Source organism: Vibrio zhugei, from assembly GCF_003716875.1.
Lineage (GTDB): Bacteria > Pseudomonadota > Gammaproteobacteria > Enterobacterales > Vibrionaceae > Vibrio > Vibrio zhugei.
Genome location: NZ_CP033077.1, coordinates 377412 through 403291 on the forward strand (window position 1 = coordinate 377412; position 25880 = coordinate 403291).

21 protein-coding genes are annotated in these 25880 nt (G+C 48.0%); 11 read left to right on the plus strand and 10 right to left on the minus strand.

Going from position 1 to position 25880, the window contains the following annotated elements; translation table 11 throughout:
• Window positions 1-166 precede the first annotated feature (166 nt).
• The 3 genes from EAE30_RS01815 to EAE30_RS01825 all read right to left on the minus strand — a co-directional run bounded on the left by EAE30_RS01815 (window position 167) and on the right by EAE30_RS01825 (window position 2554).
• Entirely contained in the window at window positions 167-739 is a 573-nt protein-coding gene (locus tag EAE30_RS01815; protein WP_123014397.1) for a histidine phosphatase family protein, read from the minus strand.
• A gap of 128 nt (window positions 740-867) precedes the next feature.
• Window positions 868-1917, minus strand: a complete 1050-nt coding sequence (locus EAE30_RS01820) for an NAD(P)-dependent alcohol dehydrogenase (protein WP_123014398.1) — start codon at window positions 1915-1917, stop codon at window positions 868-870.
• Between the two features lie 211 nt (window positions 1918-2128).
• Window positions 2129-2554 (minus strand): MAPEG family protein, encoded by a 426-nt coding sequence (locus tag EAE30_RS01825; protein ID WP_123014399.1) that lies wholly within the window; start codon window positions 2552-2554, stop codon window positions 2129-2131.
• A gap of 356 nt (window positions 2555-2910) precedes the next feature.
• Here EAE30_RS01825 and EAE30_RS01830 point away from each other — a divergent pair, with 356 nt between their 5' ends.
• Complete coding sequence (locus EAE30_RS01830) at window positions 2911-3399, plus strand: GNAT family N-acetyltransferase (protein WP_123014400.1); 489 nt, start codon at window positions 2911-2913, stop codon at window positions 3397-3399.
• Window positions 3400-3483: 84 nt separating this feature from the next.
• Here EAE30_RS01830 and zigA read toward each other — a convergent pair whose 3' ends face one another.
• Window positions 3484-4695, minus strand: coding sequence for a zinc metallochaperone GTPase ZigA (gene zigA / locus EAE30_RS01835; protein ID WP_199287039.1), 1212 nt, complete (start codon window positions 4693-4695; stop codon window positions 3484-3486).
• Window positions 4696-4930: 235 nt separating this feature from the next.
• Here zigA and EAE30_RS01840 point away from each other — a divergent pair, with 235 nt between their 5' ends.
• The 7 genes from EAE30_RS01840 (at window position 4931) to EAE30_RS01870 (ending at window position 13570) form a co-directional block, all read left to right on the plus strand.
• On the plus strand, window positions 4931-6700 hold the full coding sequence (locus tag EAE30_RS01840) for an alkaline phosphatase D family protein (protein WP_123014402.1): 1770 nt from the start codon (window positions 4931-4933) through the stop codon (window positions 6698-6700).
• A 222-nt stretch (window positions 6701-6922) separates the two neighbouring features.
• Complete coding sequence (locus tag EAE30_RS01845; protein WP_123014403.1) at window positions 6923-8506, plus strand: ABC transporter substrate-binding protein; 1584 nt, start codon at window positions 6923-6925, stop codon at window positions 8504-8506.
• Window positions 8506-9564, plus strand: a complete 1059-nt coding sequence (locus tag EAE30_RS01850) for an ABC transporter permease (RefSeq protein ID WP_123014404.1) — start codon at window positions 8506-8508, stop codon at window positions 9562-9564. Before EAE30_RS01845 ends, EAE30_RS01850 begins: the two co-directional genes overlap by 1 nt.
• Window positions 9561-10418, plus strand: a complete 858-nt coding sequence (locus tag EAE30_RS01855; protein WP_123014405.1) for an ABC transporter permease — start codon at window positions 9561-9563, stop codon at window positions 10416-10418. Before EAE30_RS01850 ends, EAE30_RS01855 begins: the two co-directional genes overlap by 4 nt.
• Window positions 10408-11250 carry an ABC transporter ATP-binding protein gene (locus EAE30_RS01860; RefSeq protein ID WP_123014406.1) on the plus strand — a complete coding sequence of 281 codons (843 nt, stop codon included), beginning with the start codon at window positions 10408-10410 and terminating at the stop codon, window positions 11248-11250. The genes EAE30_RS01855 and EAE30_RS01860 overlap by 11 nt, the downstream gene beginning before the upstream one ends.
• The gene (locus EAE30_RS01865; protein WP_241967588.1) at window positions 11237-11938 is read left to right on the plus strand and encodes an ABC transporter ATP-binding protein; all 702 of its coding nucleotides are present in this window, start codon (window positions 11237-11239) and stop codon (window positions 11936-11938) included. The genes EAE30_RS01860 and EAE30_RS01865 overlap by 14 nt, the downstream gene beginning before the upstream one ends.
• A gap of 195 nt (window positions 11939-12133) precedes the next feature.
• Complete coding sequence (locus EAE30_RS01870; protein ID WP_123014407.1) at window positions 12134-13570, plus strand: MFS transporter; 1437 nt, start codon at window positions 12134-12136, stop codon at window positions 13568-13570.
• A gap of 147 nt (window positions 13571-13717) precedes the next feature.
• Here the strand turns inward: EAE30_RS01870 and EAE30_RS01875 are convergent.
• Window positions 13718-15252 (minus strand): IS3 family transposase gene (locus EAE30_RS01875; RefSeq protein ID WP_479685937.1). Its coding sequence is split into 2 segments (ribosomal slippage): window positions 13718-14790 and window positions 14790-15252, totalling 1536 coding nucleotides; the frame shifts between segments, so codons are not numbered across the junction.
• Window positions 15253-15318: 66 nt separating this feature from the next.
• On the opposite strand from EAE30_RS01875, the gene EAE30_RS01880 reads away from it, so the two are divergent.
• The 3 genes from EAE30_RS01880 to uxaC are packed head-to-tail and all read left to right on the plus strand — an operon-like array spanning window position 15319 to window position 20236.
• The gene (locus EAE30_RS01880) at window positions 15319-17355 is read left to right on the plus strand and encodes a glycoside hydrolase family 31 protein (protein ID WP_390258190.1); all 2037 of its coding nucleotides are present in this window, start codon (window positions 15319-15321) and stop codon (window positions 17353-17355) included.
• On the plus strand, window positions 17352-18827 hold the full coding sequence (locus EAE30_RS01885) for a mannitol dehydrogenase family protein (RefSeq protein ID WP_123014410.1): 1476 nt from the start codon (window positions 17352-17354) through the stop codon (window positions 18825-18827). The genes EAE30_RS01880 and EAE30_RS01885 overlap by 4 nt, the downstream gene beginning before the upstream one ends.
• Window positions 18824-20236 (plus strand): glucuronate isomerase, encoded by a 1413-nt coding sequence (gene uxaC, locus EAE30_RS01890; RefSeq protein ID WP_123014411.1) that lies wholly within the window; start codon window positions 18824-18826, stop codon window positions 20234-20236. Before EAE30_RS01885 ends, uxaC begins: the two co-directional genes overlap by 4 nt.
• Before the next feature lie 69 nt (window positions 20237-20305).
• Here uxaC and EAE30_RS01895 read toward each other — a convergent pair whose 3' ends face one another.
• The 5 genes from EAE30_RS01895 to EAE30_RS01915 form a co-directional block, all read right to left on the minus strand.
• The gene (locus EAE30_RS01895; protein WP_123014412.1) at window positions 20306-20719 is read right to left on the minus strand and encodes an ACT domain-containing protein; all 414 of its coding nucleotides are present in this window, start codon (window positions 20717-20719) and stop codon (window positions 20306-20308) included.
• 156 nt (window positions 20720-20875) lie between these two features.
• Entirely contained in the window at window positions 20876-21448 is a 573-nt protein-coding gene (locus EAE30_RS01900) for an NAD(P)H-dependent oxidoreductase (protein ID WP_123014413.1), read from the minus strand.
• A gap of 44 nt (window positions 21449-21492) precedes the next feature.
• On the minus strand, window positions 21493-21852 hold the full coding sequence (locus EAE30_RS01905) for a MerR family transcriptional regulator (protein ID WP_241967589.1): 360 nt from the start codon (window positions 21850-21852) through the stop codon (window positions 21493-21495).
• Between the two features lie 192 nt (window positions 21853-22044).
• On the minus strand, window positions 22045-24885 hold the full coding sequence (gene acnA, locus EAE30_RS01910; protein WP_123014414.1) for an aconitate hydratase AcnA: 2841 nt from the start codon (window positions 24883-24885) through the stop codon (window positions 22045-22047).
• Window positions 24886-25091: 206 nt separating this feature from the next.
• On the minus strand, window positions 25092-25556 hold the full coding sequence (locus EAE30_RS01915) for a hypothetical protein (RefSeq protein WP_123014415.1): 465 nt from the start codon (window positions 25554-25556) through the stop codon (window positions 25092-25094).
• Between the last annotated feature and the right edge of the window lie 324 nt (window positions 25557-25880).

A 25880-nucleotide genomic window follows, 5' to 3' on the forward strand; every position in this document is an offset into this window, starting at 1 on the left:
AGACATCTCGGTATCATCACTCAGTGTATGCCCTGATTGTCGCGCGCAGTCAGCGCCAACCATCATCAAGGTGATACACCATCAACACAAGAGTAGGCCATTCTATCCGATGCAGTTTTATCAAAGCGCGCTCTATTGTTCTCACTACGACATCCCGCTATTTTAGTTACCGCGTCACGTCAATCATTTGCACAAACTCGAAAATACCGTCGGCATAGGTATATTCAAAAATGGCACAATTAGGAATGCCATTTTTTAACACCTGCGCATGATCAGCGTGCCAGTGCATCAAAAACTGTTTGCACGACCCGGAGTGGGACACGGCTAATACACAGTGATGATTGGCGGATTCCATGATAGCGGTGCAAGTTTCCACCATACGTTGACGCACTTGCGGTTTAGATTCCCCACCAAATTGCAGATAGTAATCTTCACGCATCTCGTAATTGGGATGCAGATCTTCACTTTCCGACTCGTACAGGCCAAAGTTAATTTCTTTCAGTCCCTTAAGGCGTGTGTAACGCAGGCGCGAATGAGTGGCAATTTCGAGGGTATCGCAAGCTCTCTCCGAAGACGAACTGTAGGCATGGTCTAAGGCTATATTATCAAAAAATTGGGCTGCCATTTTAGCTTGGGCAATGCCCTTCTCTGTCAATGGTGAATCACACCATCCTTGGATTTTTCGACGCTGATTAAATAGGGTTTGTCCGTGGCGCATAAGGTAAAAGGTGGCAGACATGGGGGCTGGATTCTCCATTATAAAACATGACAGTAATGCATAAAAAAACACACACCGATAACTCGGTGTGTGTTCATAGTAAAGCATTTACTGTCAATCAGCGACGAAAACAACGCCGCATAGGGTGACTAGTCTGCATTAAATGATGTCATGTTGATAACAAAGCGGTGAGAAAGATCGCCCTCAGCAAGACGTTCAAATGCCCCGTTGATTTCATCCATCTCAATCATTTCACACTCTGGATAAATGTTGTGTTCTGCACAGAAATCCAAGACTTCTTGTGTCTGCTCGATACCACCAATCAATGAACCGGCCACACGACGACGACCCAATACCATTGGATAGGTAACCACTTCTTCCAGCGGGCCGACTTGTCCAACAATCACAAGCGTGCCATCCACATCCAGCAGCGACATGTACGGTACGATGTCATGTTTCTGAGGAACCGTATCAATGATTAAATCAAACGCGTTGGCGTAGTTTTTCATTTCATCTTCGTCAGAAGAAGCAAGAATACCTTTCGCTCCCAGCTCTTGAGCTTCGCCTTCTTTGCGTTTAGAACGACTGATCACCGTCACTTCAGCACCCATCGCTACCGCAAGTTTCACCGCCATATGGCCTAGACCGCCAAGACCAATCACACCGACACGAGAACCCGGTTTCACGTTCCATTCACGCAATGGCGAAAAGGTCGTAATCCCGGCACATAAAATCGGTGCAGCACGTGACGTGTCCATATTTTCAGGAATGCGTAACACAAATTCTTCACGGACGACGATGTGTTTAGAATAACCACCTTGAGTTGTTGTACCATCAATGCGATCCGGTGAACCGTAAGTACCGGTAAGACCGTGGCGACAGTATTGCTCTTCACCGCGATGACACTGGTCGCACTCTTGACAGCTATCCACCATACAGCCAACCGCAACGTGGTCACCCACTTTATAATGTTTCACGTCAGTACCGATAGATTTAACGATACCAACAATTTCATGGCCTGGAACTAATGGATAAGGCTGAGGGCCCCAGTCGCCATTCACTGTGTGCAAATCGGAGTGGCAAACACCACAATACGTGATTTCAATGGCAACGTCATTGGCGCGCAGCTCTCGTCGTTCAAAATGATAAGGAACGAGATCTGAATCTGCTGAATGAGCGGCATAACCTACTGTTTTCATAAACATCTATCCTTATTTCTTCCAAAAATATTTAAGCCAACTACTGTGTAAATAGTGAAGTTAGCCTACCCTACTTTTTGCGAAAACGTCTTGCCTATTCGTCCGTGTAACATGCACAAAACTGCACGAACCAACAGTTTTAACAGAAAAAACACATAACTATGTGATGTTATAACAATTTTTATGACCATTAACCTTGGTGTTATCAAGGTTAAATAACGGCTTGGAAGGTCAAAATGAGCATTGCGACCATCGCCACTACCCCAACAAGGAAAAAATACGAACGTGGGCTCGGATTTTTTTCAGTCGCAATCGCATAGTACAACGCCATGTGGATAATACGAGCTACGGCGAAAACACAAATCCAGATGCCGCACCAATACGGCGTCGCACCACTGAAGATCGCTAAAAACGACAAGCCGAGCATGGCAGGCACGTTTTCTATCGAGTTCATAAAGGTGCGGTGAGCACGAAAAACAAAGGAATCATGACTGAGGTCGCTGTCAATTTTTCCAGGAATCGCGTCTTTTTGTGAGCCCTTCGCAAATGTCGCGACCGCCCACTGTACCATCCATGTGGCTAGCACTATCCAAATACCGATAAGCGATATGTGATAAGCACTGACGAGATAATTCATTGTAACTCCTTATTGTATTGGCGGATGATTGATGGCTAATGAGCAGATGACAAAGTGATTGTGTCATCCCCTGTCATCCACCCCGCCATCGTTCATTATATGCAACAAGCATACACCTAAGTTATACAAATATCTTGTTTGTATAGCTACTAATGTCGATTTCGGTGCGATGGGTAACGGATTGAATGCCTAATTCACACAAGGTTTTCAGTTGCGCCAGCCTAAGAGTCATGCTTATATAACGCCGTTGTTGTTTCTTAGGCTTAAGAACGCTTTAATGTATGGTTTTCATGGCAATATGACGTCACCATGCTATCCGCCAATCACGTCATTAGGATCAGTTTGAGGGAACAGAATTGATAAGACAGGCCACACTCCAAGATGTTGCAGCGATGGTGAGCATTTATAACCACGCCGTCGAGCATACCACCGCGACTTATGATGACGCGCCTTACACCATAGAGCAGCGATTCACTTGGTTTGAACGTTTAGCCCATGCCGGCATGCCTATATTCGTGTTTGAAGAAGAAGATCAGGTTCTCGGCTATGCCGCGTTGGAGCCATTCCGCCCCGACCCCGCGTATCGTCACACCGTGATGCATAGCATTTATATTCACCCCGCATCGCAAGGCAAAGGGATCGGTAAACAATTATTAAACACTTTAGTGAGTGCAGCAAAACAGGCCGACTTTGTCACGTTAGTCGCCGAGATTGATGGCAATAATCACGCAAGCATGCGCTTGCATGAGCAAATCGGCTTTCGCTACAGTGGCACCATACAACGTTGCGCTCAGAAATTTGAACAATGGCTGGATTTGGTCTTTTACCAATACGACTTACGTTAAGGGTATTGTTCGCATTAGCAAAACGCCCCACAGAGTATGACGATGCGGGGCGGTCAGCCTCTCCCAGTACCAAAAACGCAACGCTTACGCACTTTCTTCCCACTCAGGGAACGGATCCGGCCACTGACGCCAAACATCCTCACCCAGAGCCAACTCATCATCACTTAATAAACAGTGGTTGAGCTGCTCCATGAGCGCTTCTTGGGCGAGCCCTTGACCAATAAACACCAACTCTTGGCGTTTGTCGCCATAAGGCGCGACCCACATTGCCTCAATATCAGCAACACTTTGTCGATCGGTTGGCCATTCAGCCTTATCGACGGAGTGCCAAAAGACGCCACCAAAACCATGCCTTGCGACACCCCCCGCTTGACTCCAGCTTCCCGCAAAATCCGGGCGACTGGCTAACCAGAAAAACCCTTTCGAGCGTAACAACTTGCCATAATCATCCAACGAGTGAAGGGCGGTAAAAAAGCGTTGAGGATGAAAGGGACGTCTTGCGGTGAATGTGAAGCTTGATATGCCGTATTCATCCGCTTCAGAATGCTGCTCACCACGTAGCACGCTTAACCAGCCTGGCGATTGTTCCGCAGTAGCAAAATTAAAGCGTTGCGTCCCTATGACCTCATCTAAGTCGATATGCCCATGAGCAATAGGCAAAATCTTGGCGTGCGCATTCAAGCGGCGCAATACCCGAGTTAAACGTTGCACCTCGTGCTCGTCAATCACATCGGTTTTACTGATCGCAATCACATCGGCAAATTCCACCTGCTCTATCAATAGGTCGGTGACGCAGCGCTCGTCCTCTTCATCGATGGCTTCTTGCGTGTCTTGTAAATCAAGCGCTTCGTCATAATCGCGTAGAAAATTGACGCCATCGACGACCGTTACCATGGTATCGAGCTCGGCAATATCCGACAACGAGACACCTTGATCATCGGTAAAAGTAAAGGTTTCAGCAATAGGCAGAGGCTCGGCAATGCCCGTCGATTCAATCACTAAATAATCGAATTTCCCTGTCTTCGCCAGTTGACTGACTTCCTTGAGGAGATCCTCGCGCAATGTACAACAGATGCAACCATTACTCAGTGAGATCAACGTTTCTTCACTGCGGCTCAAGGTCACCTCTTGCGAAATCGTCATACTATCAATGTTGATTTCACTCATATCATTCACAATGACGGCCACTTTTTTATTCGCTCGATTACACAACAGATGACGCAGCACAGTGGTTTTTCCGGCACCGAGAAAACCGGATAATACAGTAACAGGCAGCTTACGATTCTTTGTACTCATTCGTTTCTCAATTCTCTCCACACAACAATTGTTACAATATAACATAACAATACAAATGGAGTAGCACTATCTTGTAGCACGACGCCGAAAAAACCGAGCGCCAATAGCAAGAAAACATCGAGAAAATAACTAAAATACAGACAGTTAAAAATAGTTCATCGATACGTCATCTCACCGTCATATCGCCCACAGACAATGCCCATTCTCATCATTTGATAAACAAGGAACGTTCCAAATGACGCATACTTTGTCGCGACGTCGCTTTTTAAAATTATCTGCCCAGGGCTTTGGTGCCGCCGTGGTATCTTATGGATTAATGGGATGTAAACACAACAGCAATGACAGTGTTCCCGCCACCTTTGAGCATGGTGTTGCCAGTGGCGATCCCGCGACTGACTCCGTGATTTTATGGACACGAGTGACGCCACAAACCGAGGGTAATGTCACCGTGGCGTGGGAAGTCGCCATCGATCCCCAATTTACTCAGTTAGTCACGTCAGGAGATACCGTCACCAATGCGGATCGTGACTACACAGTAAAAGTTGATGCCATTGGACTAGAATCCGGAACGCCCTATTACTATCGCTTTATGACCAAAGAGCAAACGTCCAGAATTGGGCAAACCAAAACCTTGCCTAAAAGTCATGTCGAGTCAGTGAACCTAGCCGTAATGTCTTGCTCCAATTATCCCGCAGGCTTTTTCAATGTGTATGCCTTAGCCGCGCAGCGCGATGATCTTGACGCATTGCTGCACCTTGGTGATTACATATACGAATATGGACGCGGTGGCTACGCCAGCCAAAATGCCGAGCAGATGGGCCGAGAAGTATTACCAGCAACAGAGTTACTGAGCCTGAGTGATTATCGTACGCGCTATGCGCAATATCATACTGACCCTAACTTACAGGATGTACACGCCAAAGTGCCGTTTATTGCGATCTGGGATGACCATGAGGTGGCCAACGACACGTGGAAAAATGGCGCGGAAAATCACAATGAAGGCGAAGGGGATTTTGATGCCCGTAAAGACGCCGCCACTCAAGCGTACTTTGAATGGTTACCCATTCGTCCATGGAGCGAAGGCAATCATGACGACATATATCGCAGCTTTCAGTTCGGCGATTTATTGGATGTGCACATGTTGGATACCCGTCTTCTCGCCCGTGATAAACAGCTGAACTATAAAGACTTTATCGATGGCACCGGTCAGCTAGATATAGACGCTTTATCGGCAGCCATCAACGATGAAAACCGAACGCTGTTAGGTCAAACGCAATTGGCATGGTTGCAGAACCAGCTACAAACGTCGACGAGTCGTTGGCAAGTGATTGGTCAGCAAATTCTGATGGGAAGAATGCAATTACCGGCAGCGATTGCCACCTCACAGATGTCGATCAGTGATTACGCACGCCTCGCCGCTCTAGCGGTGCTCGTTCAACGCGTTGACAACAACGATCCCTCTTTAACACAACAAGAGATAGATTACGTTACGTCGTCACGTGATGAGCTGACCGCCAAGGTAATGCGTCTTTTGCAATTGCCGAGTATTCCCTACAATCTAGACGCATGGGACGGCTATGGACACGACCGAGACGTCATTTTAAACACGCTTAGTGAACTCAACAGTAATGCCATCGTATTGGCGGGTGATACGCATAATGCCTGGGCCAACAATCTGACCGATGCCAATGGTAAATCAGTGGCGGTTGAATTCGCTACCAGCTCGGTGTCTTCGCCGGGAATGGAGCAATATCTCGGATTTGCACCCATCGATGCACCGACCTATGAGCAAGCCGTCACCAACTTGATTGATGGGTTGCAGTACGCCAATATGCGTGATCGAGGCTATTTACTGTTAACGGTTACGCCCAATCGTGCCAACGCAACTTGGTATTTTGTCGATACCATTCGCCAAAGCACCTTCAATGAGTTCACGTCACGCCGCATGACGGCGCACGTTGATATCAATCAACCAGTATTAGTGTTCGATTCGCGTGATGCATAGCATCATGACGCATAATGTAAGGGAAATGCCCGCCCGGCATTTCCCTTGGCAAAGCAACTAGATATATTACCAAAAGATTAAAGTCATACTTTTTTGTTATAAGGGTCACGCCAAAACTCGCTTGTCCTCACACAGGGATTCCTATAATTTCATCAGTAACAAAATAAAGCATGATATTTGTCTCGACCGGACGAGATAATATAACAACAATTGGAATCTCTCATGAAAGTCAAACAGACTCTATTAGCAACCAGCTTACTTTTAAGCCTAGGCGTCGCGGGCCCTACTTTCGCAAAAACGCCTGACAATACTCTTGTCGTCGCACAATCGTTAGATGACGTAACCAGTTTGGATCCTGCGCAAGGCTTTGAGCTTTCCTCAGTACAAAGCTTCAATAACCTATACCAACGCTTGGTACAATCGAACCCAAAAAATCCTCAGGAGCTGCAACCGACATTGGCGGCATCTTGGAAGTCTGAGCAACACAGTTTGACTTTCACATTGAAGGAAGGGGCGACCTTTGCGAGTGGCAATCCCGTTCGCCCAGAAGATGTTATTTACAGCTTAAGCCGCGTCGTCAAACTTAATCTTGCGCCTTCTTTTATATTGACGCAGCTTGGCTGGGATAAAAGCAATGTCAACAGTCACATCACAAAAGTGTCTGATAACCAAGTTAAAATCACATGGGATGTCAACGTTGGCCCTTCTTTCGTACTGAGCCTATTGTCAGCACCGGCGGCATCTATCATTGATGAAAAAACCGTGGCTCCCCATGCCAAAAATGACGATTTCGGTCATGAATGGTTAAATAGTCATTCTGCGGGTAGCGGTCCCTTCAAAATTCGCAAATACGTTGCGCATCAAATTTTGATGATGGAAGCAAACGACTCATCGCCAGCCGGCGCACCGAAATTAAAATATGTGCTGCTTAAAAACGTTCCCGATGCGGCCACTCGTCAATTACTGCTAGAAAAAGGCGATGCGGATATCGTGCGTAACCTTGGCACCGACCAGTTCTTCTCATTGCAAGATAAACCCGGTGTGAAAACGCTCAAACTGCCGTATGCCTCTTTGTACTACTTGATGTTCAATGCCGAGAACAAGAACAACCCGGATATTGGCAAACCTGCTTTTTGGAAAGCGGCGCGCTATGCGTTTGACTACAAAGGTATTGCCCAAGATTTGATGAAAGGTCAATTTGCCGTTCAACAAAACTTCTTGCCGGTTGGATTTAATGGCGCACTCACTGATCAGCCGTTCAAGTATGATCCAAAGAAAGCGCAACAAATTTTAAAAGAAGCGGGCATTAAAAACCCACACTTTAAGTTGGTTGTGTCTAACCAGCCTCCGTATTTAGACATTGCCCAAGCGCTACAAGCCAGCTTTAAACGTGCGGGTATCAATGTCGAGTTAATTCCTGGTGTAAGTAGCCAAGTGGCGACCAATGTGAAGTCGCATAAATATCAAGCGACACTGACCTCTTGGGGACCAGACTATTTCGATCCAAACACCAATGCGTCGGCCTTTGCTTATAACCCAGAAAATGGCAGCAAAACCTTAGCATGGCGTGCGAATTGGAAAACGCCTGAGCTGAATAAATTAACACTGAAAGCGCGCGCAGAAACCGATAGCCACAAACGTATTGAGCTTTATCAAGAGCTGCAACGTAAGGTTCGTGAATCTTCCCCATTTGTGGTTGGATTACAGAATAAAAAGCTCGTCGCAATCCGCGACAATGTACAAGGGTATGTGCAAGGTATTACGCCAGAGATGGTTTTCTATAAAGACGTATCAAAAGCAGAATAATGAGTACTTTGACCTCTTCAACCGGCGCATGGCGCCGGTTTTGGATAACCCGCCTGCAACCTTTGCTTGGCGGGTTTTTATCCTTAATGTTCACCCTATTTGGGCTACTAATATTTACGTTTATCCTCTCTCGCTCTGCGCCGATTGACCCGGCTTTGCAGATGGTGGGCGATCACGCCAGTGAAGCGACCTATCAACAAGCCCGCGAGCAATTAGGGCTGGATAAACCGTTACCCATTCAATTTTTATCCTATGTCAATCAGTTGCTACATGGTGATCTAGGCATCTCACAGATTACCCAGCAACCAGTGGTTCATGATTTGGCACAGGCGTTTCCTGCGACCATTGAGCTGGCGACGTTAGCGATGTTTTTTGGCGCCTTATTCGGCATTCTTCTCGCGTCTTTAGCCGTGTATAAACCAGGAAGTGTGCTCGATCATGCGGCCCGCTTTATTTCATTACTCGGATATTCAGTACCTGTATTCTGGCTAGGCTTATTAGGCTTACTGCTCTTTTATGCCACCCTGGGTTGGTCAGCAGGCCCAGGGCGCTTAGATGATGTTTACACTTACACCATGGAATATAACAGTGGCTTTGTCCTGTTTGATGCTTTCCGTACCGGTGATAGTGACATCATCTGGAATGCAATTGGCCACTTGTGGCTTCCTGTTACCGTTTTAGCGCTGCTGTCCATGGCATCGATCACTCGTTTATTACGTGCCGTCATGTTGGAAGAAAGCAATAAAGAATATGTGATCCTCGCGCAAGCGAAAGGAGCGACACGTTGCCGCATTCTTTTATCCCATATTTTTCCCAATGTGCTGGGCACCTTGATCACGATTTTAGCACTCAGCTACACCAGTTTGCTGGAAGGGGCGGTGCTGACAGAAACCGTCTTTGCGTGGCCTGGATTAGGTCGTTACTTAACCAGTGCCCTATTTGCCTCAGATACACCGGCTGTATTAGGTGCCACTTTATTGATTGGTACGTGTTTTGTAACGCTCAATGCCTTAGCTGACGCACTGACCCGTTGGGTCGATCCGAGGACTCGTAAATGAAACAAATTCCTCTTGCGGCCGAAAAGCCGACACGTTCTCACTGGCCTCAGTGGCTCAATACCTTAAACGTTGGTCTCGTATTGGTTGGTGTGCTTTTGCTCATCGCCATCGGTGCACCACTGCTGACTCATTATGACCCCAATGCGCAAAATATGGCGCAGCGCCTTGCCGCGCCTAGTGCCGAGCATTGGTTTGGAACCGACCGCTTTGGTCGTGACCTACTCGCTCGCGTATTGTACGGCTCGCGCCCGACTCTGATCTTAGTCTCACTGGTGGTGATCATTACCGTGCCCGTTGGCTTAGCCATTGGCATTTGTGCTGGCTATTTCGGTGGCTGGACTGAGCGCCTCTTAATGCGCTTTACCGACATTATCATGTCGTTGCCCAGCTTAGTCATCGCGCTCGCATTGGTGTCTATCATGGGCCCAAGCCTAATGAACGGCGCATTAGCGTTGGCTCTCACCAGTTGGCCTTCTTTTGCCCGTCAAGCAAGAACAGAAACCTTAGCGCTGCGCCGCAGTGACTACCTTGCCGCTGCCAAAATGCAAGGCATTGGTGGCCTTGCGTTAATCACAGGACACATTCTTCCCTTGTGTTTGCCTAGTGCCATCGTACGCGCGGCACTCAACTTGGGGGGCATCATTCTCTCTGCCGCCGGTTTAGGCTTTTTAGGCATGGGCATTCAACCGCCCGCCGCTGAATGGGGCTCAATGGTCGCCAGCGGCAGTCGCGTCATTTTCGATCAATGGTGGGTGGCCGCCGTACCGGGTGTGGCGATTCTCTTTGCCAGCTTGGCATTCAACCTATTAGGCGATGGCCTACGCGATAAAATGGATCCTCGTCATGCAAAATAACGCTCTGATTTCAGTCGAAGGACTGACCATCCAGCTCGATAACGGACAGTCATTAGTCTCCGATCTCAGCTTTACAATGGGACGGGAGCGCGTCGCCTTAGTGGGCGAATCTGGCTCAGGCAAATCGTTGACTGCACGCACGCTCATGGGATTGTTACCGAGCGCTTGCCATGCCAGTGCGACGCAATTGGAACTCTTAGGTCAACCGATTCAAGAGTTCTCCGCCAAACAGTGGTGCCAAGTGCGCGGTAGCGATGTTGCCATGGTTCTGCAAGATCCCAAATATGCATTGAATCCGTCACGTACCATCGGGATGCAAGTCGAAGAACCGCTTACGTTGCACACCAAACTCAATCGCAAAGCCCGCATTGAAAAAGTCGAACATATGCTTGATGCCGTCGGATTACCGAATCCAAGCCAGTTACGTCGCCAATATCCTCACCAACTTTCTGGTGGTATGGGGCAACGTGTCATGCTGGCCATTGCATTGATCAATGATCCCAAACTGCTCATCGCTGACGAACCGACCTCAGCGTTAGACCACGCGATGCGTGATCAAGTGTTGGCGCTTATTACCAAATTGGTGGATGAACGTGACATGGGCTTGCTGCTCATCAGCCATGATCTACAACAAGTCGCGCAATACTGTGAACGTGTGCTCGTGATGTACAAAGGGCAGGTACTAGACAGACTGCAAGCCAATGAACTGGCAGATGCGACCCACCCCTACACCAAGACGCTTTGGTCTTGTCAGCCACACTATTCAAAGCGGGGACAACCACTTCCCGTACTCGATCGCGCCGCTTTGGAGGGCAATAATGACGCTGCTTAAATTAGACAATGTCTCAGTAAGCCATGTGCAAGGACACCATAGCAATACCGTGGTGCATGACATTAATTTGGACATTCCTGAGGGAGAGTGCTTCGGTTTGGTCGGCCCTTCCGGCTGCGGGAAATCGACACTGCTTTGGGTGCTGGCGGGCCTTAATCCTCATTGGACGGGCAACATCACCTTATTGGATACGCCACTCCAACCGGAAAAAGGACTCACGGGGCACCTGCGCCAAGCGGTGCAAATGGTCTTCCAAGACCCGTATGCATCACTCCATCCGAAGCATCGACTGCGTCGCACCCTGGCCGAGCCGTTACGCCGCCTTGGAGTGTCCGATATTGATGATCGAATCGCAGAAGGCTTTCGTCAAGTCGGCCTGACAAGCGACATGATGAGCCGCTATCCACACCAACTCTCCGGTGGACAACGCCAACGTGTTGCCATTGTGCGGGCGCTACTGTTAGAACCCAAGCTGTTGTTGCTCGATGAGCCCACCTCTGCATTGGATATGTCAGTACAAGCGGAAATCCTGAACTTGCTCAATGAGTTAAAAAGCGGTCATGGCTTAACCATGATCATGGTCAGTCACGATTCGAATACCATCGATTATATGTGTGATTCGGCGGCGTTTATGGACAATGGCCGCATTGATCGGTTAGTCGATTATTCACAGCCGCTTGATCGCTAATGATCACCAAGTTCATTGGTTTTCTAGGAAAAACGGCCTATCACAGGCCGTTTTTTATTCGACGTACGTTAGGGTATAAGGAATTATCCGTTCCCCTTCTATCTTACTAGCCTTTAAACCCGATAGCTGTTAGGTTTAGCGGCATCCACCTCTACTCTCGCGTAACGAAGACGTTTCACTGTATTTGGTAAAGTCATGACTCAAAATACTCGAACCACCAAGGATCTCACTGCAGCAGGGTTAATCCTCCTAGTCGCAGGACAACTGATGCCACAAATGGATTTCTCTATTGTCAATGTCGCTCTCGATGCCATTAGCGACTCCTTACACGCCAATAAAACGCAATTAGGACTGATCGTTTCCCTGTACGGACTCGCCTTTGCCGTGAGCTTAGCCATGAGTGGTCGTCTTGGCGATCGCTATGGCAGGAAAAAACTGTTTCTATCGGGGATCGCCAGTTTTGCTGTCGCCTCGTTTTTCTGCGGCTTAGCTCCCAATATCTATACCTTAATTGGGGCGCGAATTCTGCAAGGTATCTCCGCAGCACTGCTCATGCCACAGATTCTCGCCACCATTCATGTCACGTTACATGGCGAGAGACACTCAAAAGCGATCGGTATTTATGGTTCGGTCGGCGGGTTGTCATTCATTATCGGACAAATTCTCGGAGGTTGGCTGGTATCGGCTGATATTTTAGGGCTGGGCTGGCGCAGCGTGTTCTATATTAACCTCCCCATTTGTGCCCTCATTTTATATAGCGGACAGCGCTGGATACCGGAAACCAAAGAAGAGTCAAGCCCTGGAATCGATTGGCTAGGAACCACATTACTGGGCATTATCGTCACCTTACTCCTGACATCGATTTCCGCGGGGCCATTATATGATTGGAACGCTGTGATTTGGGCAATGCTTGCCGTGTGTATCCCCTTGATGATCGCACTGTGGCACCTTGAAGGACGCAAAGAGTCACAAGGTGATACGCCATTGATGCCACCGTCGCTCTTTACTCGCCCCAAAGTTGTGCTTGGCTGTGTGAGCTTAATGCTACAAGTCGCCTCTTACGGTGGCTTTATGTTTGTTGTCGCCCTAACGCTACAATCTGGCTTTCATTTTTCGTCATTCGATTCTGGCAATGCGTTTATCGGTTTAGGTATCGCCTATTTTGCCGGCTCTTTGTATGTCGGCAAACTCGCTAAACGTATGACTCGGTTCGGCTTTACCGGTATTATCGCCTGCGGTTGCCTCTTCAATATGATTGGTTACATAATGTTATACGAATTGATGTCGATCTATCGTGATAGCTTAACGCCGTGGACGATGCTTGCGCCTATGTTAATCATTGGTGTCGGTAATTCGTTTGGCGTCAACAGTTCCTTGCGGATTGGCTTATCAGATATGCCCGCGAAATTTGCTGGTGTCGGCAGCGCCTTCATGACGACCATTCAGCAAACCTCCATTGCGCTAGGTACGGCGCTGTGCGCCGCATTTTATATTCAAAATTTGGCCAACGACCACAGCTATAATCTTGCCGCGCTCAAAGCCGGTTTATTGGTGATCACAGGATTTATTGGTCTGTTGCTCATTATTCATATTTTTGCCGCGACACGCCTTCACAAAGCACAATCTAATTAACATGCAAAGTGGTGCCACGTTGGCACCACAATTTTCCATCTGTTATAACGTCCAACGCCAACGGCACCAAAAAAGCTAGAGGGTTTGCCCCTTTTGAACCTTAACTGGCGGCGTTTTTCAAGCTAGTTGTCACTACTTGCTTAATTATCAAGCAGCTTTTTTTTCTGGGTTCAGATGAACCTCTCCGATCGGCTCACAGTTCCTAATTTTCCCTGACCAGCGTTCTGGTCTTTTCTGACGATGTTCTATCAACACCTTTGCCCGATGCTCCAAGATCTGTTTGTCTTTTCCACTATGGCGCTCTGACGGTGTGACAAAGTTTAAGCGGCTATGTTTGTGTTCTGTGTTATACCAGACAACGAAGTCTGCTACCCAAGCTCGACATATGTCTAGACCACTAAAGCCTTTCGATGGCCAATTCGGCACGTATTTCAATGTGCGGAATAAGGATTCCACATACGGATTGTCATCGCTGACTCGTGGGCGACTGTAGGATGAGATAATGCCCAGCTCTTCCATCTTGGCTTTGAACATCAATGATTTCATTGGAGCGCCATTATCTGAATGCAAAACCAGAGACTGATTGAAGCATTGCTCTCGCATCAAGGTTCGTTGCAGTAACTGAGCGGCCAACTCTCCGCACTCTCGGTCATAGACGTCATACCCAACGATTTTTCGGCTATAAATATCTTCGATCATGTACAGATAATAATGCTGACCACGAACCCCAGACGGCATGTACGTAATATCCCAAGTGAAAACCTGATTCGGCCCTGTAGCGGTGTAACTTGTTGGTCTCGATGACTTTTTTCGACTACGTTGGCGACCTCGACGGTTAAGTTGACCTTCTGCTTTCAAAACCCGATAAAAACTCGATTCCGATGCGATATATTCACCTTTATCCAGTAAGGTTGGGACGATTTGACTCGGTGGTAGACTCGCGTATTCAGGCGCGTTACTGACTTCAACGATCAACTGTCTTTCTTGCTTTGAGAGCTTGTTTACTGGCTCTGGTCGTGTCGCTATCGGCCGTTGATCTTCCTGTATTTCACCGCTCTGATAGCAGCGACGGTAAGTCCGTAAATCGATCTCAGCTTCATGACAGGCACTCTCTAATCGACAGCCGTTTTGGCGAGCCTCATGGATGAGTGCAACCAAGCTTTGCCTTTCATCGGTTGAGGTTAATCGTCCTCGGGCTCTTCCCCGTAAAAGGCTCTGAGCTTTTTTCTCAGCACCAGAAGCGCGGTGGTTTCTGCCAGCGCTTTTTCTTTGTAACGGAGTTCTTTCTTCAACTCTTTTATTTCATGTTTGTCCGCTTTTGCCTGTTTCTTGGCTTCCGCTTCTCGTTCTTTTTGAGTCATGAAGCCGTGCATACATTCGCTGCGCCACTCTTTGAGCTGCTCAGGATAAAGCCCCTTTTCACGACAATACTGACTTAGCTCATGCTCTGTCATGGAAAAGGTTTCAGCAACCACAGCTAACTTAGTTTGCGCTGACCACTGATCGGAGGAAGTATTACTATCTGGCACAACGGCTCCTGACTGTCTTAATGCGTTACGCCAATTATACAGGGTTGCTTCACTGATGCCTTCTTCTTTTGCGACTTCCGCCACTGAGCGAGAGTATGGAGGTAATAGTTTTTTCAATATAGCGTCTTTTCTTTCCTGCGGATAACGAGACATGATTTACTCTGTTACCGCCCCTAACTGGTTAAATTTTAACAGTGACAACTATCCTGCCAGAGGGGGATCGCTCAGGATCGTAAAACCGGCGCCTATCAGCTTTCTCCACAGCGTGAAGACATCGCCCACTTTATGCATCGTGATCCCGGTGAAAACTATTACGGCTTGGGAGAAAAAACCGGCTCGCTCAATCGAAAAAATCGCCGCTTTGAAATGCGTAATCTCGATGCGATGGGCTATAACGCGCAAACCACCGATCCGCTTTACAAACATATTCCGTTTTATATCACGCGTACGGAGACTGGGATCAGTTATGGCTTATTTTATGACAACCTCGCCTCATGCTGGTTTGATTTAGGCAATGAGCTAGACAACTACCATGCGCCGTATCGCAGTTATCGCGCAGAAGATGGTGATCTAGATTTCTACTTTATTCTCGGGCCTCGTCTCTTAGAGGTCACACAAGCCTTTACAGCGATGACTGGCGGCACGTTATTCGGCCCGAAATGGAGCTTGGGCTATAGCGGCTCTACAATGCGTTATACCGATTCCCCCAATGCACAAGAGCTGCTTGAGGGGTTTGTTGAACAATGCCATGACCACCAGCTGCCTTGTGATTCATTCCAACTGTCTTCGGGGTATACGTCCATTGAAGACAAGCGCTATGTCTTTCATTGGAACACCAGTAAAGTACCGGATCCACAAGGTATGTCTGCGTATTTTCATTCTCACAATATGAAACTCGCCGCGAACATCAAACCGTGTTTGCTGCATAACCATCCGTTATATCAAGACGCCAAAAACCAACAATTATTCGTTCAAGATTCCCAATCCGATACACCAGAGATGTCGGTTTTTTGGGATGATGAAGGATCGCATCTCGATTTTACCAATCCCAAGACCATTCAATGGTGGAAAGATCAGGTCACAACACAGTTATTGGAAAACGGTATCGACTCCACATGGAATGACAATAACGAATACGAGATCTGGGATCGCGATGCCCGCTGCGATGGGTTTGGCAACACCATACCGATCCGCCTCATTCGTCCTCTGCAACCCTTGCTGATGATGAAAGCCTCTTATGAAGCGCAAACCGATTTCGCCCCGCATCTACGGCCTTATTTAATTTCGCGCTCTGGATGTCCGGGAATGAACCGCTACGTGCAGACGTGGAGTGGCGATAACCGCACCAATTGGAACAGTTTGCGCTATAACATCAAAATGGGCTTAGGCATGAGCTTATCCGGCTTATACAATGTCGGCCACGATGTGGGGGGCTTTTCAGGGGATAAACCGGATCCTGAGTTGTTTGTTCGCTGGGTACAAAATGGCATTATGCATCCACGCTTCACCATTCATTCTTGGAATGATGATGGTACCGTCAATGAACCTTGGATGTACCCTGAGGTCACCGACATTATTCGCGCGACCATACAACAGCGCTACCAACTGATGCCGTATCTCTATACCTTGTTATGGAGAGCCCATCATGACAATCAACCAATGCTACGCCCAACGTTTCTTGACCACGAACACGATGAGCAGACACTCGCAGAAAACGATGATTTTCTTTTAGGCCCCAATCTCTTGGTTGCCTCGGTGGTCCACCCAGATCAGCGAGAAAGAACGGTGTATCTACCTAATAATCACTTAGGTTGGTATGACTTTTATACCCATCAATGGTTTAGCGCTGGGCAAACCATCACGGTGCCTGCCCCACTCGAACAACTGCCGTTGTTGGTCAAAGCGGGCTCCATCCTCGCCATGAATCCGGATACGAGCGTGATGAACACCCAAAAGGATCATCAACGCGCGCTGTGGATCTTTCCGGCGAAAGGCCAACATTGCTTTAGCGACACGCTTTTTGATGACGACGGCGAATCAACTCGCTATCTCGATGGGCATCACCTGACAGTGCATATTACCGTGCAATCGTTCGCCGATCGGATCGACGTGACGCTTCATACTGAGGGAACCTATCAACCGAGCTATCACTGCCTTAATATCCGGCTCGCCAAACAGGAACAGCGCTACCTCGTCGTTAATCAACAAACCGACTACAGCCAATCCCTACGCTACCCACTACGAGATGACCTATGAATACCATTGCCAATACCTCACTCAACCCGCTCGTTCAACGGCCTCGCTACGATCGTTCTAAGTTGAAGCCTCACATTGTCCACATTGGCTGCGGCGCCTTTCATCGTGCTCATCAAGCGTTGTACACCCACTTATTGGCTGAGCAAACCTCCTGTGACTGGGGGATCTGTGAAGTGTCTTTATTCAGTGGCGACCCTTTGTTTAGTGATCTCGCCAATCAAGATGAATTGTACACAGTGCTCGAGCAGTATAATCAGCAACAAAGCGCCCAGTGTGTGGGAACCATCGTCAAGTCAGTGAGTAAAAAGCGCGATGGAACACAGGCGATTATTGAGCAATTAGCCAACGTTGATACGCGCATCGTATCTCTGACCATTACTGAAAAAGGCTACTGCATTGATGCCGCCTCCGGTGAATTGGATCTCGCCAATGCCGCCATTGCGCACGATTTACAGTCACCGCACGACCCTGATTCAGCGATAGGTTACATCGTCGAAGGACTGGCTCACCGGCGCCAATTAGGTCTAGAGGCTTACACGGTTCTCTCTTGCGACAACATTCAAGGAAACGGACACGTGTTACGTCATGCCGTTCTTCAGTACGCCAAGGCCATCGATCCCCAACTGGCGCAGTGGATTGAGCAACATGCCAGCTTTCCCTGCACCATGGTTGACCGCATTGTTCCAGCGGCCACCCAAGACAGTTTGCACCTCGTCGAACGCGCGATCGGTGTCTATGACCCGTGTGCCATTGCTTGCGAATCGTTTAAGCAATGGGTGATTGAAGATGACTTTGTGCAAGGACGTCCTGACTGGGATAAGGTCGGCGCGCAATTTGTTGACGATGTCACGGTTTATGAAGCCATGAAACTGCGCATGCTCAATGGCAGTCATTCCTTTCTCGCCTACCTGGGTGTGCTCGCGGGTTACCAATACATTGCCGATTGCATGGACAACCCCGATATCTACCGATGTGTACAAGCGCTGATGCTGAACGTACAAGCACCGACACTGACGGTCACGGCAGAGCTAGACCTCAACGCGTACGCCGAGCAACTGCTTGAGCGATTCTGCAATCGCAGTATTTATCATCGTACCCAGCAAATTGCCATGGATGGTAGCCAAAAAATCGCCTATCGCTTGGTCAACAGTCTGCGCTATCACTTGGACCAGCATAACGACATCCGTCTGCTGGCAACAGGCATCGCGGCTTGGATTCGTTATACCACCGCGACCGATGACCGTGGCAACACCATTGACGTCGTCGATCCCTTAAAAGACCGCCTCAATCAGATCTATCAACAATACGGTACGGGCGTTGATGTAATTCCTCATGTCTTGGCTCTAGACGCGATATTCCCGCGCGACATCGGACATCACCCAAGCGTTCTGGACGCGGTCAGTCAAGCCTATCAATCCTTAATCGACCATGGCGCGAAACAGACCATTGCACACCTTGCGGAGGCTCTATGATTCCCTTTTTAACTGACGATTTTATGTTGCATAACGAAACGGGCAAGCGTCTCTTTCATGACTTTGCCGCCCAGCAACCCATTTACGATTATCACTGCCATTTGCCGCCGGCCGACATTCATCATGACAGACAATTTGATAACCTAACCCAAATTTGGCTTGCGGGTGATCACTATAAATGGCGCGCCATGCGCACTGCCGGCATTGATGAAGCGCGGATTACGGGTCACGCCTCTGAACGAGAGAAGTTCGATGCGTGGGCAAAAACGGTTCCACTCACCATGGGTAATCCTCTGTTTCACTGGACAGCACTGGAACTCAAGCGTCCGTTTGGGATCACCGATACCCTGCTCACCCCCGACTCTGCGGATAAAATCTGGCACCAGACTCAAGAACAGCTCTCTCAGCCTGAGTTTTCTGCCCGTGGCATTATGCAGCAAATGAACGTGACCATGGTGGGAACCACGGACGATCCTATCGACTCACTCGCTCACCATGCCGCGATTGCCAGCGATCCCACCTTTAAGATTGACGTCAAACCCAGTTGGCGGCCTGATAAGGTGTTTAAAATTGAACAACCGGGCTTTAACGATTACCTCATCGCATTAAGTCATACCACAGACATGGCCATCCATAACTTTCCGACGCTACTGCAAGCACTGGAAATACGCTTGGATCACTTCGCCGAACACGGCTGTGTCGCGGCTGACCATGGGATTGAAATCGTGCGTTATCATGAGATCCCCAGCGAGGCGACGTTGACTACCATTATGGAAAAACGCCGTAATGAACAGCCATTGAGTGAACAAGAAATCGCCCAATTTAGCACCGCAGTACAAGTTTGGCTCGGTAAACAATACGCCAAACGCCACTGGGTCATGCAAATGCATATTGGCGCAATACGCAATAATAATACCCGCATGTTTGAAAAGCTCGGCCCTGACAGTGGCTATGATTCCATTGGCGATCGCTTAATCGCTTATCCGCTCTCGCGCCTACTCAATGACATGGATAAAACCAACGAATTACCCAAAACCATACTCTATTGTTTAAACCCCAGAGATAACGAAGTCATTGCGACCATGGCAGGTAACTTTCAGGGCGGCGGTATCGCCGGTAAAATTCAATTTGGCTCGGGGTGGTGGTTCAATGATCAAAAAGATGGCATGCAACGTCAGCTAACACAACTGTCTCAACTCGGATTACTGAGTCAATTTGTGGGCATGCTGACTGACTCGCGTAGCTTTTTATCGTACACGCGCCACGAATATTTCCGGCGGATCCTTGCCAACTTACTCGGCCAATGGATAGAAGCGGGCGAACTGCCCAATGACATCAATTACATTGGCACCATGCTGCAAAACATCTGTTATCACAACGCCAAACACTACTTCGACATCACATCTTAACGAGCTTCCCCCGAGTTTTACCGCTCGGGGGAGTGAATAAGGCGCGATGTTCAAAAAAGGCCTGATTGCCTAGCATTCATCGCTATGAAACGCCTCCAGCGCTGACAACGCCGCAGATGCTTTGTTTGCTGGCACAAAAATATGATCATGGTAATACGCCGCAATCACATTGGTGCTAATCCCTTGTGACGCTAATTGCTTGGCGACAGCGGCCGTCAAACCGACCGCTTCCAAACTAGAATGTACCGTCAGCGTAATTTGACGGTACACGCCTTCAAACGATAATCCTGCAGATTCCGCAACTGACTTATCAAGGACGAGCGTAAGACCTTCAGACTCCCTAAATAGCGCTAATGGGGCTAATGGGGCTAACTCAACATAATCCGCAATATGGCCTGACACCGTACAAAATACGAACTCCCCTTCAATCAGCTTGGGCCGCATGGAACGCAATAATTCATCTAACTCTGTGATTCCTGACACTATATTCCTTTCCTTAATAATTTCTCGTGAATACCATATCTCGTGGCGAATATTACCTGAAACTCACACATCCAGCAGTGAGCACCAATAACGCCAGTTATGCGGCGCGATTCTCGAACTCGCGATATCCGTTCATTCAATGTGTCCCGTCAACACTCAAATCTGCTTGGCGAGTGCTGAGACTTTATCGAGCCATTCCTTTCTTTTTTGAACTGTTGAGCCGATAATCGGTCCCAAATAGGTGGTCTTGCGATTTTTAATCCCAGCAAAGTCGAGTATGGCGATTTTTAATTGTTTATAAATAATATTGCCTTGAATGTACTTATACCACAGTGGCGGTGTATCTAACGTCACAATGATCTCGGCACTGCGCCCGACTAACAACTTGTCAGGCATCGCTTTCCCCTTAACGTAGCGAAATGCAAAATTCGGCAAAAATACTCGGTCTACTAACCCTTTAAATTTTGCAGGAACCGAGCCCCACCAGACAGGCGTGATAATCACGATATGTTCAGACCATGTGATGAGTTCTTGAAACCGCACTAAGTCGGGCTCCAAGGCGGTTTCAGTCTCGTAACCCGCATCTAAGCTGGTTTCGAAATGCATGTCGCTGAGGTGAATTTGTTTTACTTCATGCTTATCAATCGCCGCCTGTACATAATAACCCGATAAAGCCCCACAAAAACTGTTCTTCTTGGGATTGGCGTTAATCACTAATACTTTCTTCATTTGATGACTGTCCACGCTGAAAAAAAGACAGTCTACAGTCTGACCTATAGGTCAGAGTCAACCCCGCGAAGGCACAAATCTATCGATTCTCGATATTGCTCAATGCGCTCTTTTTGTCTTTCCAACTGGTTAATCTGGCCTTCAACCTCATGTTGCTTGTCTTTTAGAAAATCTAACACGCTCTGCCAATCAAAGTCCTCTTGGCTGCCTTTAAGAGCAACCAATTCAGAAAGGCGTATCCCCAGCGTCTGTGCTTCTTTGATTACTTTAATCAACTGAATATTTGTGGGGGTATACACTCGATACTTTCCTGAACGGGCAACAGTCAGCAATCCCAAAGATTCATACAATCTAATTGCCCTTTGAGTCGCACCTGAACGCTCTGATGCTTCCTTAATAAACACACTACCTCCAATATTCCGGGGCCTAACCACCCCAACATCGAATGGATCCCAGTCATGGGCCACGACATCCTCTCGTTTCTTGCTATCACTGTCTGAATTTCTCGGAGCACGACAACAGAACACTCATGATAACAAAAAAGCCCAACCCTTTACTGGGATTGGGCTTTACGCATAGTAAGATCATTGACGGCTTTACGCGGCGCCTTGATGCTCGCGTGCCAATTGACGTAGCACATAATGCAATACGCCACCATGACGCACATACTCGCGCTCTTTTGGCGTCTGTAGCATCACATTCACCTCAAAGACTTCAGAGGAACCATCAGCACGTGTGGCCGTGACGGTTGCGGTCTGACTTTCACCATTATCAAGCCCGGTAATGCTAAGCACTTCTGAGCCATCAAGCTGGTAACTCGCGGCGTTTTCACCGTTTTTAAAGGTCAACGGCAACACGCCCATCCCCACAAGGTTCGAGCGGTGAATACGCTCAAACGAGCTGGTCAGTACCGCTTTTACGCCCAGCAAGCTGGTCCCTTTCGCCGCCCAGTCGCGGCTAGACCCTGAGCCATACTCAGCACCGCCAAGGATCACTAGAGGACGTTCGTCTGCTTTGTATTTCATCGCCGCATCGTAGATTGGCATCGCTTCGCCATCTTCTATCTTGGCGTTGTCACCTTTGAAGTAATAGGTATAACCCCCTTCTTTACCGCCCATCATGGTATTTTTGATACGGATATTGGCAAAGGTGCCACGAGTCATGACGGCATCGTTACCACGGCGCGAACCATAGCTATTAAAGTCCGCTTTCTTCACACCCCGTTCTTGTAAATACTGACCCGCGGGGGAATCAGGAGCGATGTTACCCGCAGGCGAGATGTGATCGGTAGTAATAGAGTCGCCGAACAAGCCTAAGATGCGCGCACCTTCAATATCAGGGATCCCTTCTGGCTCGATGGACATACCATCAAAGAACGGTGGGTTTTTAATGTAGGTCGATTCCTCGCTCCACGGATAGAGCTGACTGTCCGCTGAGCTAATGTCATTCCAGGCTTGGCTCCCTGCGAACACTTCGCCGTAGTTCTTACGGAACATATCGGCGTCGATGTTGTTGGCGATTAGCTCATTGATTTCATCCGACGTTGGCCAGATATCTTTCAGGTACACATCCTCCCCGTTTTGATCTTCGCCAATAGGATGGGTGGTCAGGTCGATATCCACCGTCCCTGCTAACGCATAGGCGACGACCAGCGGGGGTGACGCCAAATAGCTGGCTTTGACGTGTGAATGAATGCGTCCTTCAAAATTACGGTTCCCGGATAACACCGCCGCCGCCACTAAGTCGTTTTCTTCTATGCCTTTTTCAATTGCATCAGGCAGTGGCCCTGAGTTACCAATACACGTGGTACAGCCGTAACCAACCAAATAAAAACCGGTTTTTTCCAGCTCCTCCATCAGGTGCGTTTTTTCGAGATAATCTGTGACCACTTTAGACCCAGGCGCGAGAGAGGTTTTCACCCATGGTTTGGCTTTGAGACCTTTTGCCGCCGCTTTTTTGGCCACCAGCCCAGCCCCAATCATCACCGCAGGGTTGGAGGTATTGGTACAAGAGGTGATCGCCGCAATGACCACGGAGCCATCACGTAATTTATGCGCTTTGTTATCAATATTGACGCTAGAGAACACCGTATTTACCGGTTGATGGGTTTTACTGTGTTCTGTTTGAGTATCGACATCTATTTTGGGTTGAGCCGCTAATTGACTGGCCTGCTCTTTCTCACCGCCTTCTTGGTCAAAACGCCCCTTGGCATCACTCTCAGCGTCGCGGTTTTTGGCCATCTTCGCCACGGTTTCGCTGAACTTCTCATGCATATCTGCGAGATTGATGCGTTGCTGTGGTAAGTTAGGCCCAGCGAGTGCGGGTTGTACCGACGATAAATTCAGCTCAAGTTTACTAGAATAAGTTGCCGCAGGCGTGTCGGCATCATGCCACAAACCTTGTGCTTTGGCGTATTGTTCAACCAGCTCAATTTGGGCTTCGTCACGACCGGACAGGCGCAGATAATCAATCGCCATTTGATCAATTGGGAAAATGCCACAAGTCGCGCCATATTCTGGTGCCATATTGGCAATGGTGGCGCGATCGGCCAGCGGCATGCTGTGCAAGCCTTCACCGTAGAACTCAACGAATTTTCCAACCACACCGTGCGCACGTAGCATTTCAACCACACGCAATACCAAATCGGTCGCGGTCACGCCTTCTGTCAACTCACCGGTCAACTCAAACCCAACGACTTGTGGAATGAGCATGGAAGACGGTTGACCGAGCATTGCGGCTTCAGCTTCGATACCACCAACCCCCCAGCCAAGCACGCCAATACCATTGATCATTGTTGTATGACTGTCAGTACCAAACACCGTATCAGGGTAAGCCGTCAACTGGCCATCGACCTCGGTTGCCATGACTACGCGTGCGAGATATTCCAGATTGACCTGATGCACAATCCCCGTCGCAGGTGGCACAACAACGAAGTTTTCAAAGGCATGCCGACCCCAATGCAAAAACTCATAACGCTCTTGGTTACGCTTAAATTCGATTTTTTCATTTAAGTCGAGCGAATCGCCGCGGCCATAAGCATCGACTTGTACCGAGTGGTCGACAACCAACTCACTCGGGATAAATGGATTGATTTGCTCCGCTTTACCACCAAGCGCGACCACGGCATCACGCATCGCGGCCAGATCCACCACCGATGGCACCCCAGTAAAATCTTGCAGCACGACACGCGCTGGCATAAATGCGATCTCTTGTGACGCTTCGGCACCTGCATCCCAATTGGCGACCGCTTCAATGTGGTTTTTGCCCACAGACTGACCACCGTCTTCGTTACGCAATAGGTTTTCTAAGACGATTTTCATGCAATATGGCAAGCTACTGATGTTGTTATAGGTATCGGTCAGTTTTGGCAAACTGTAGTAAGTATGCTCCTTGCCATCGATTGAGATCGTATTTTTCACATTAAAAATGTCACTCATGGTCACTTCCTTATCAATGTTATTGAATCTAAACATAGACCATAGGACGCCTATGCAAAGAACGGGAGACTAAAAAGAGGATGAATCCCGTTTTTATTGAACCATTCTAACGCGAATATCCTTATTTAAAGCGTGATAGAGCGCGAGATATCAACAGTTGCTGATGAAAATCAGTCATGCTGATTGTCGTAGAATCCCCCTTTTCTCTAAGAATTCTGTCGCGCTTTTATCTGAGTCACCACATCATCGAATTCGTCACGGTCGTTAGAAAGACAGACTCCAGACTCTACACTGCCGATATCTGAGTTATTAAACAGTGTCACTAGCAATTCATATTTTTTTGTCCTTAGGTAAGCCACACCAAATATCAATGCAAAAATCAAAGCGATTAAAATTAGCTTAAAAAATAAAAAAGGAACGCTTAACACGGGCGCAATAAAAGAACCACTGAGCATTAACGTTAAAAGATAGTGAGAAACACTTAACACTATACCGATGAAAGGAAAGCTGAATACTAGGGCAATCAGCGCTGAGCGCTTAAAGGTTTCCGTTATGTTGTACTCTTTGACTCGTATATTTTCAATTCTAGACACGGCGATGGGCAACGGACTTTTGCGAGTATGGAGTGCATTAGACTCAATCCAGACCATCCGCTTATTGCTATCTCTCATAAAACGATACCTCCTGCTACGGTGTGTGCCAGCCAAACGAACCTATTGAAATAACACCATAAATACTCAATTTACTCCCCCCTCAAAAAAAGCCAAGCGTTAAATGCAAATGAACCGCAAGTCTTATCCTCCCGCCTATAAAGGTAAACGTTACCATTTACATTCAGTAACAAATCAGCAAACAACCACCTAAAACGCATAATTTTAGTGATGAATTCCACATAAAATCACATAAAATCATGAGTGACGACAAAAATGCCAACCTCATCATGAAAACGTTTCCACTATTATTTACACTGCGCAGCGAGTGGCGACTCAGACCAA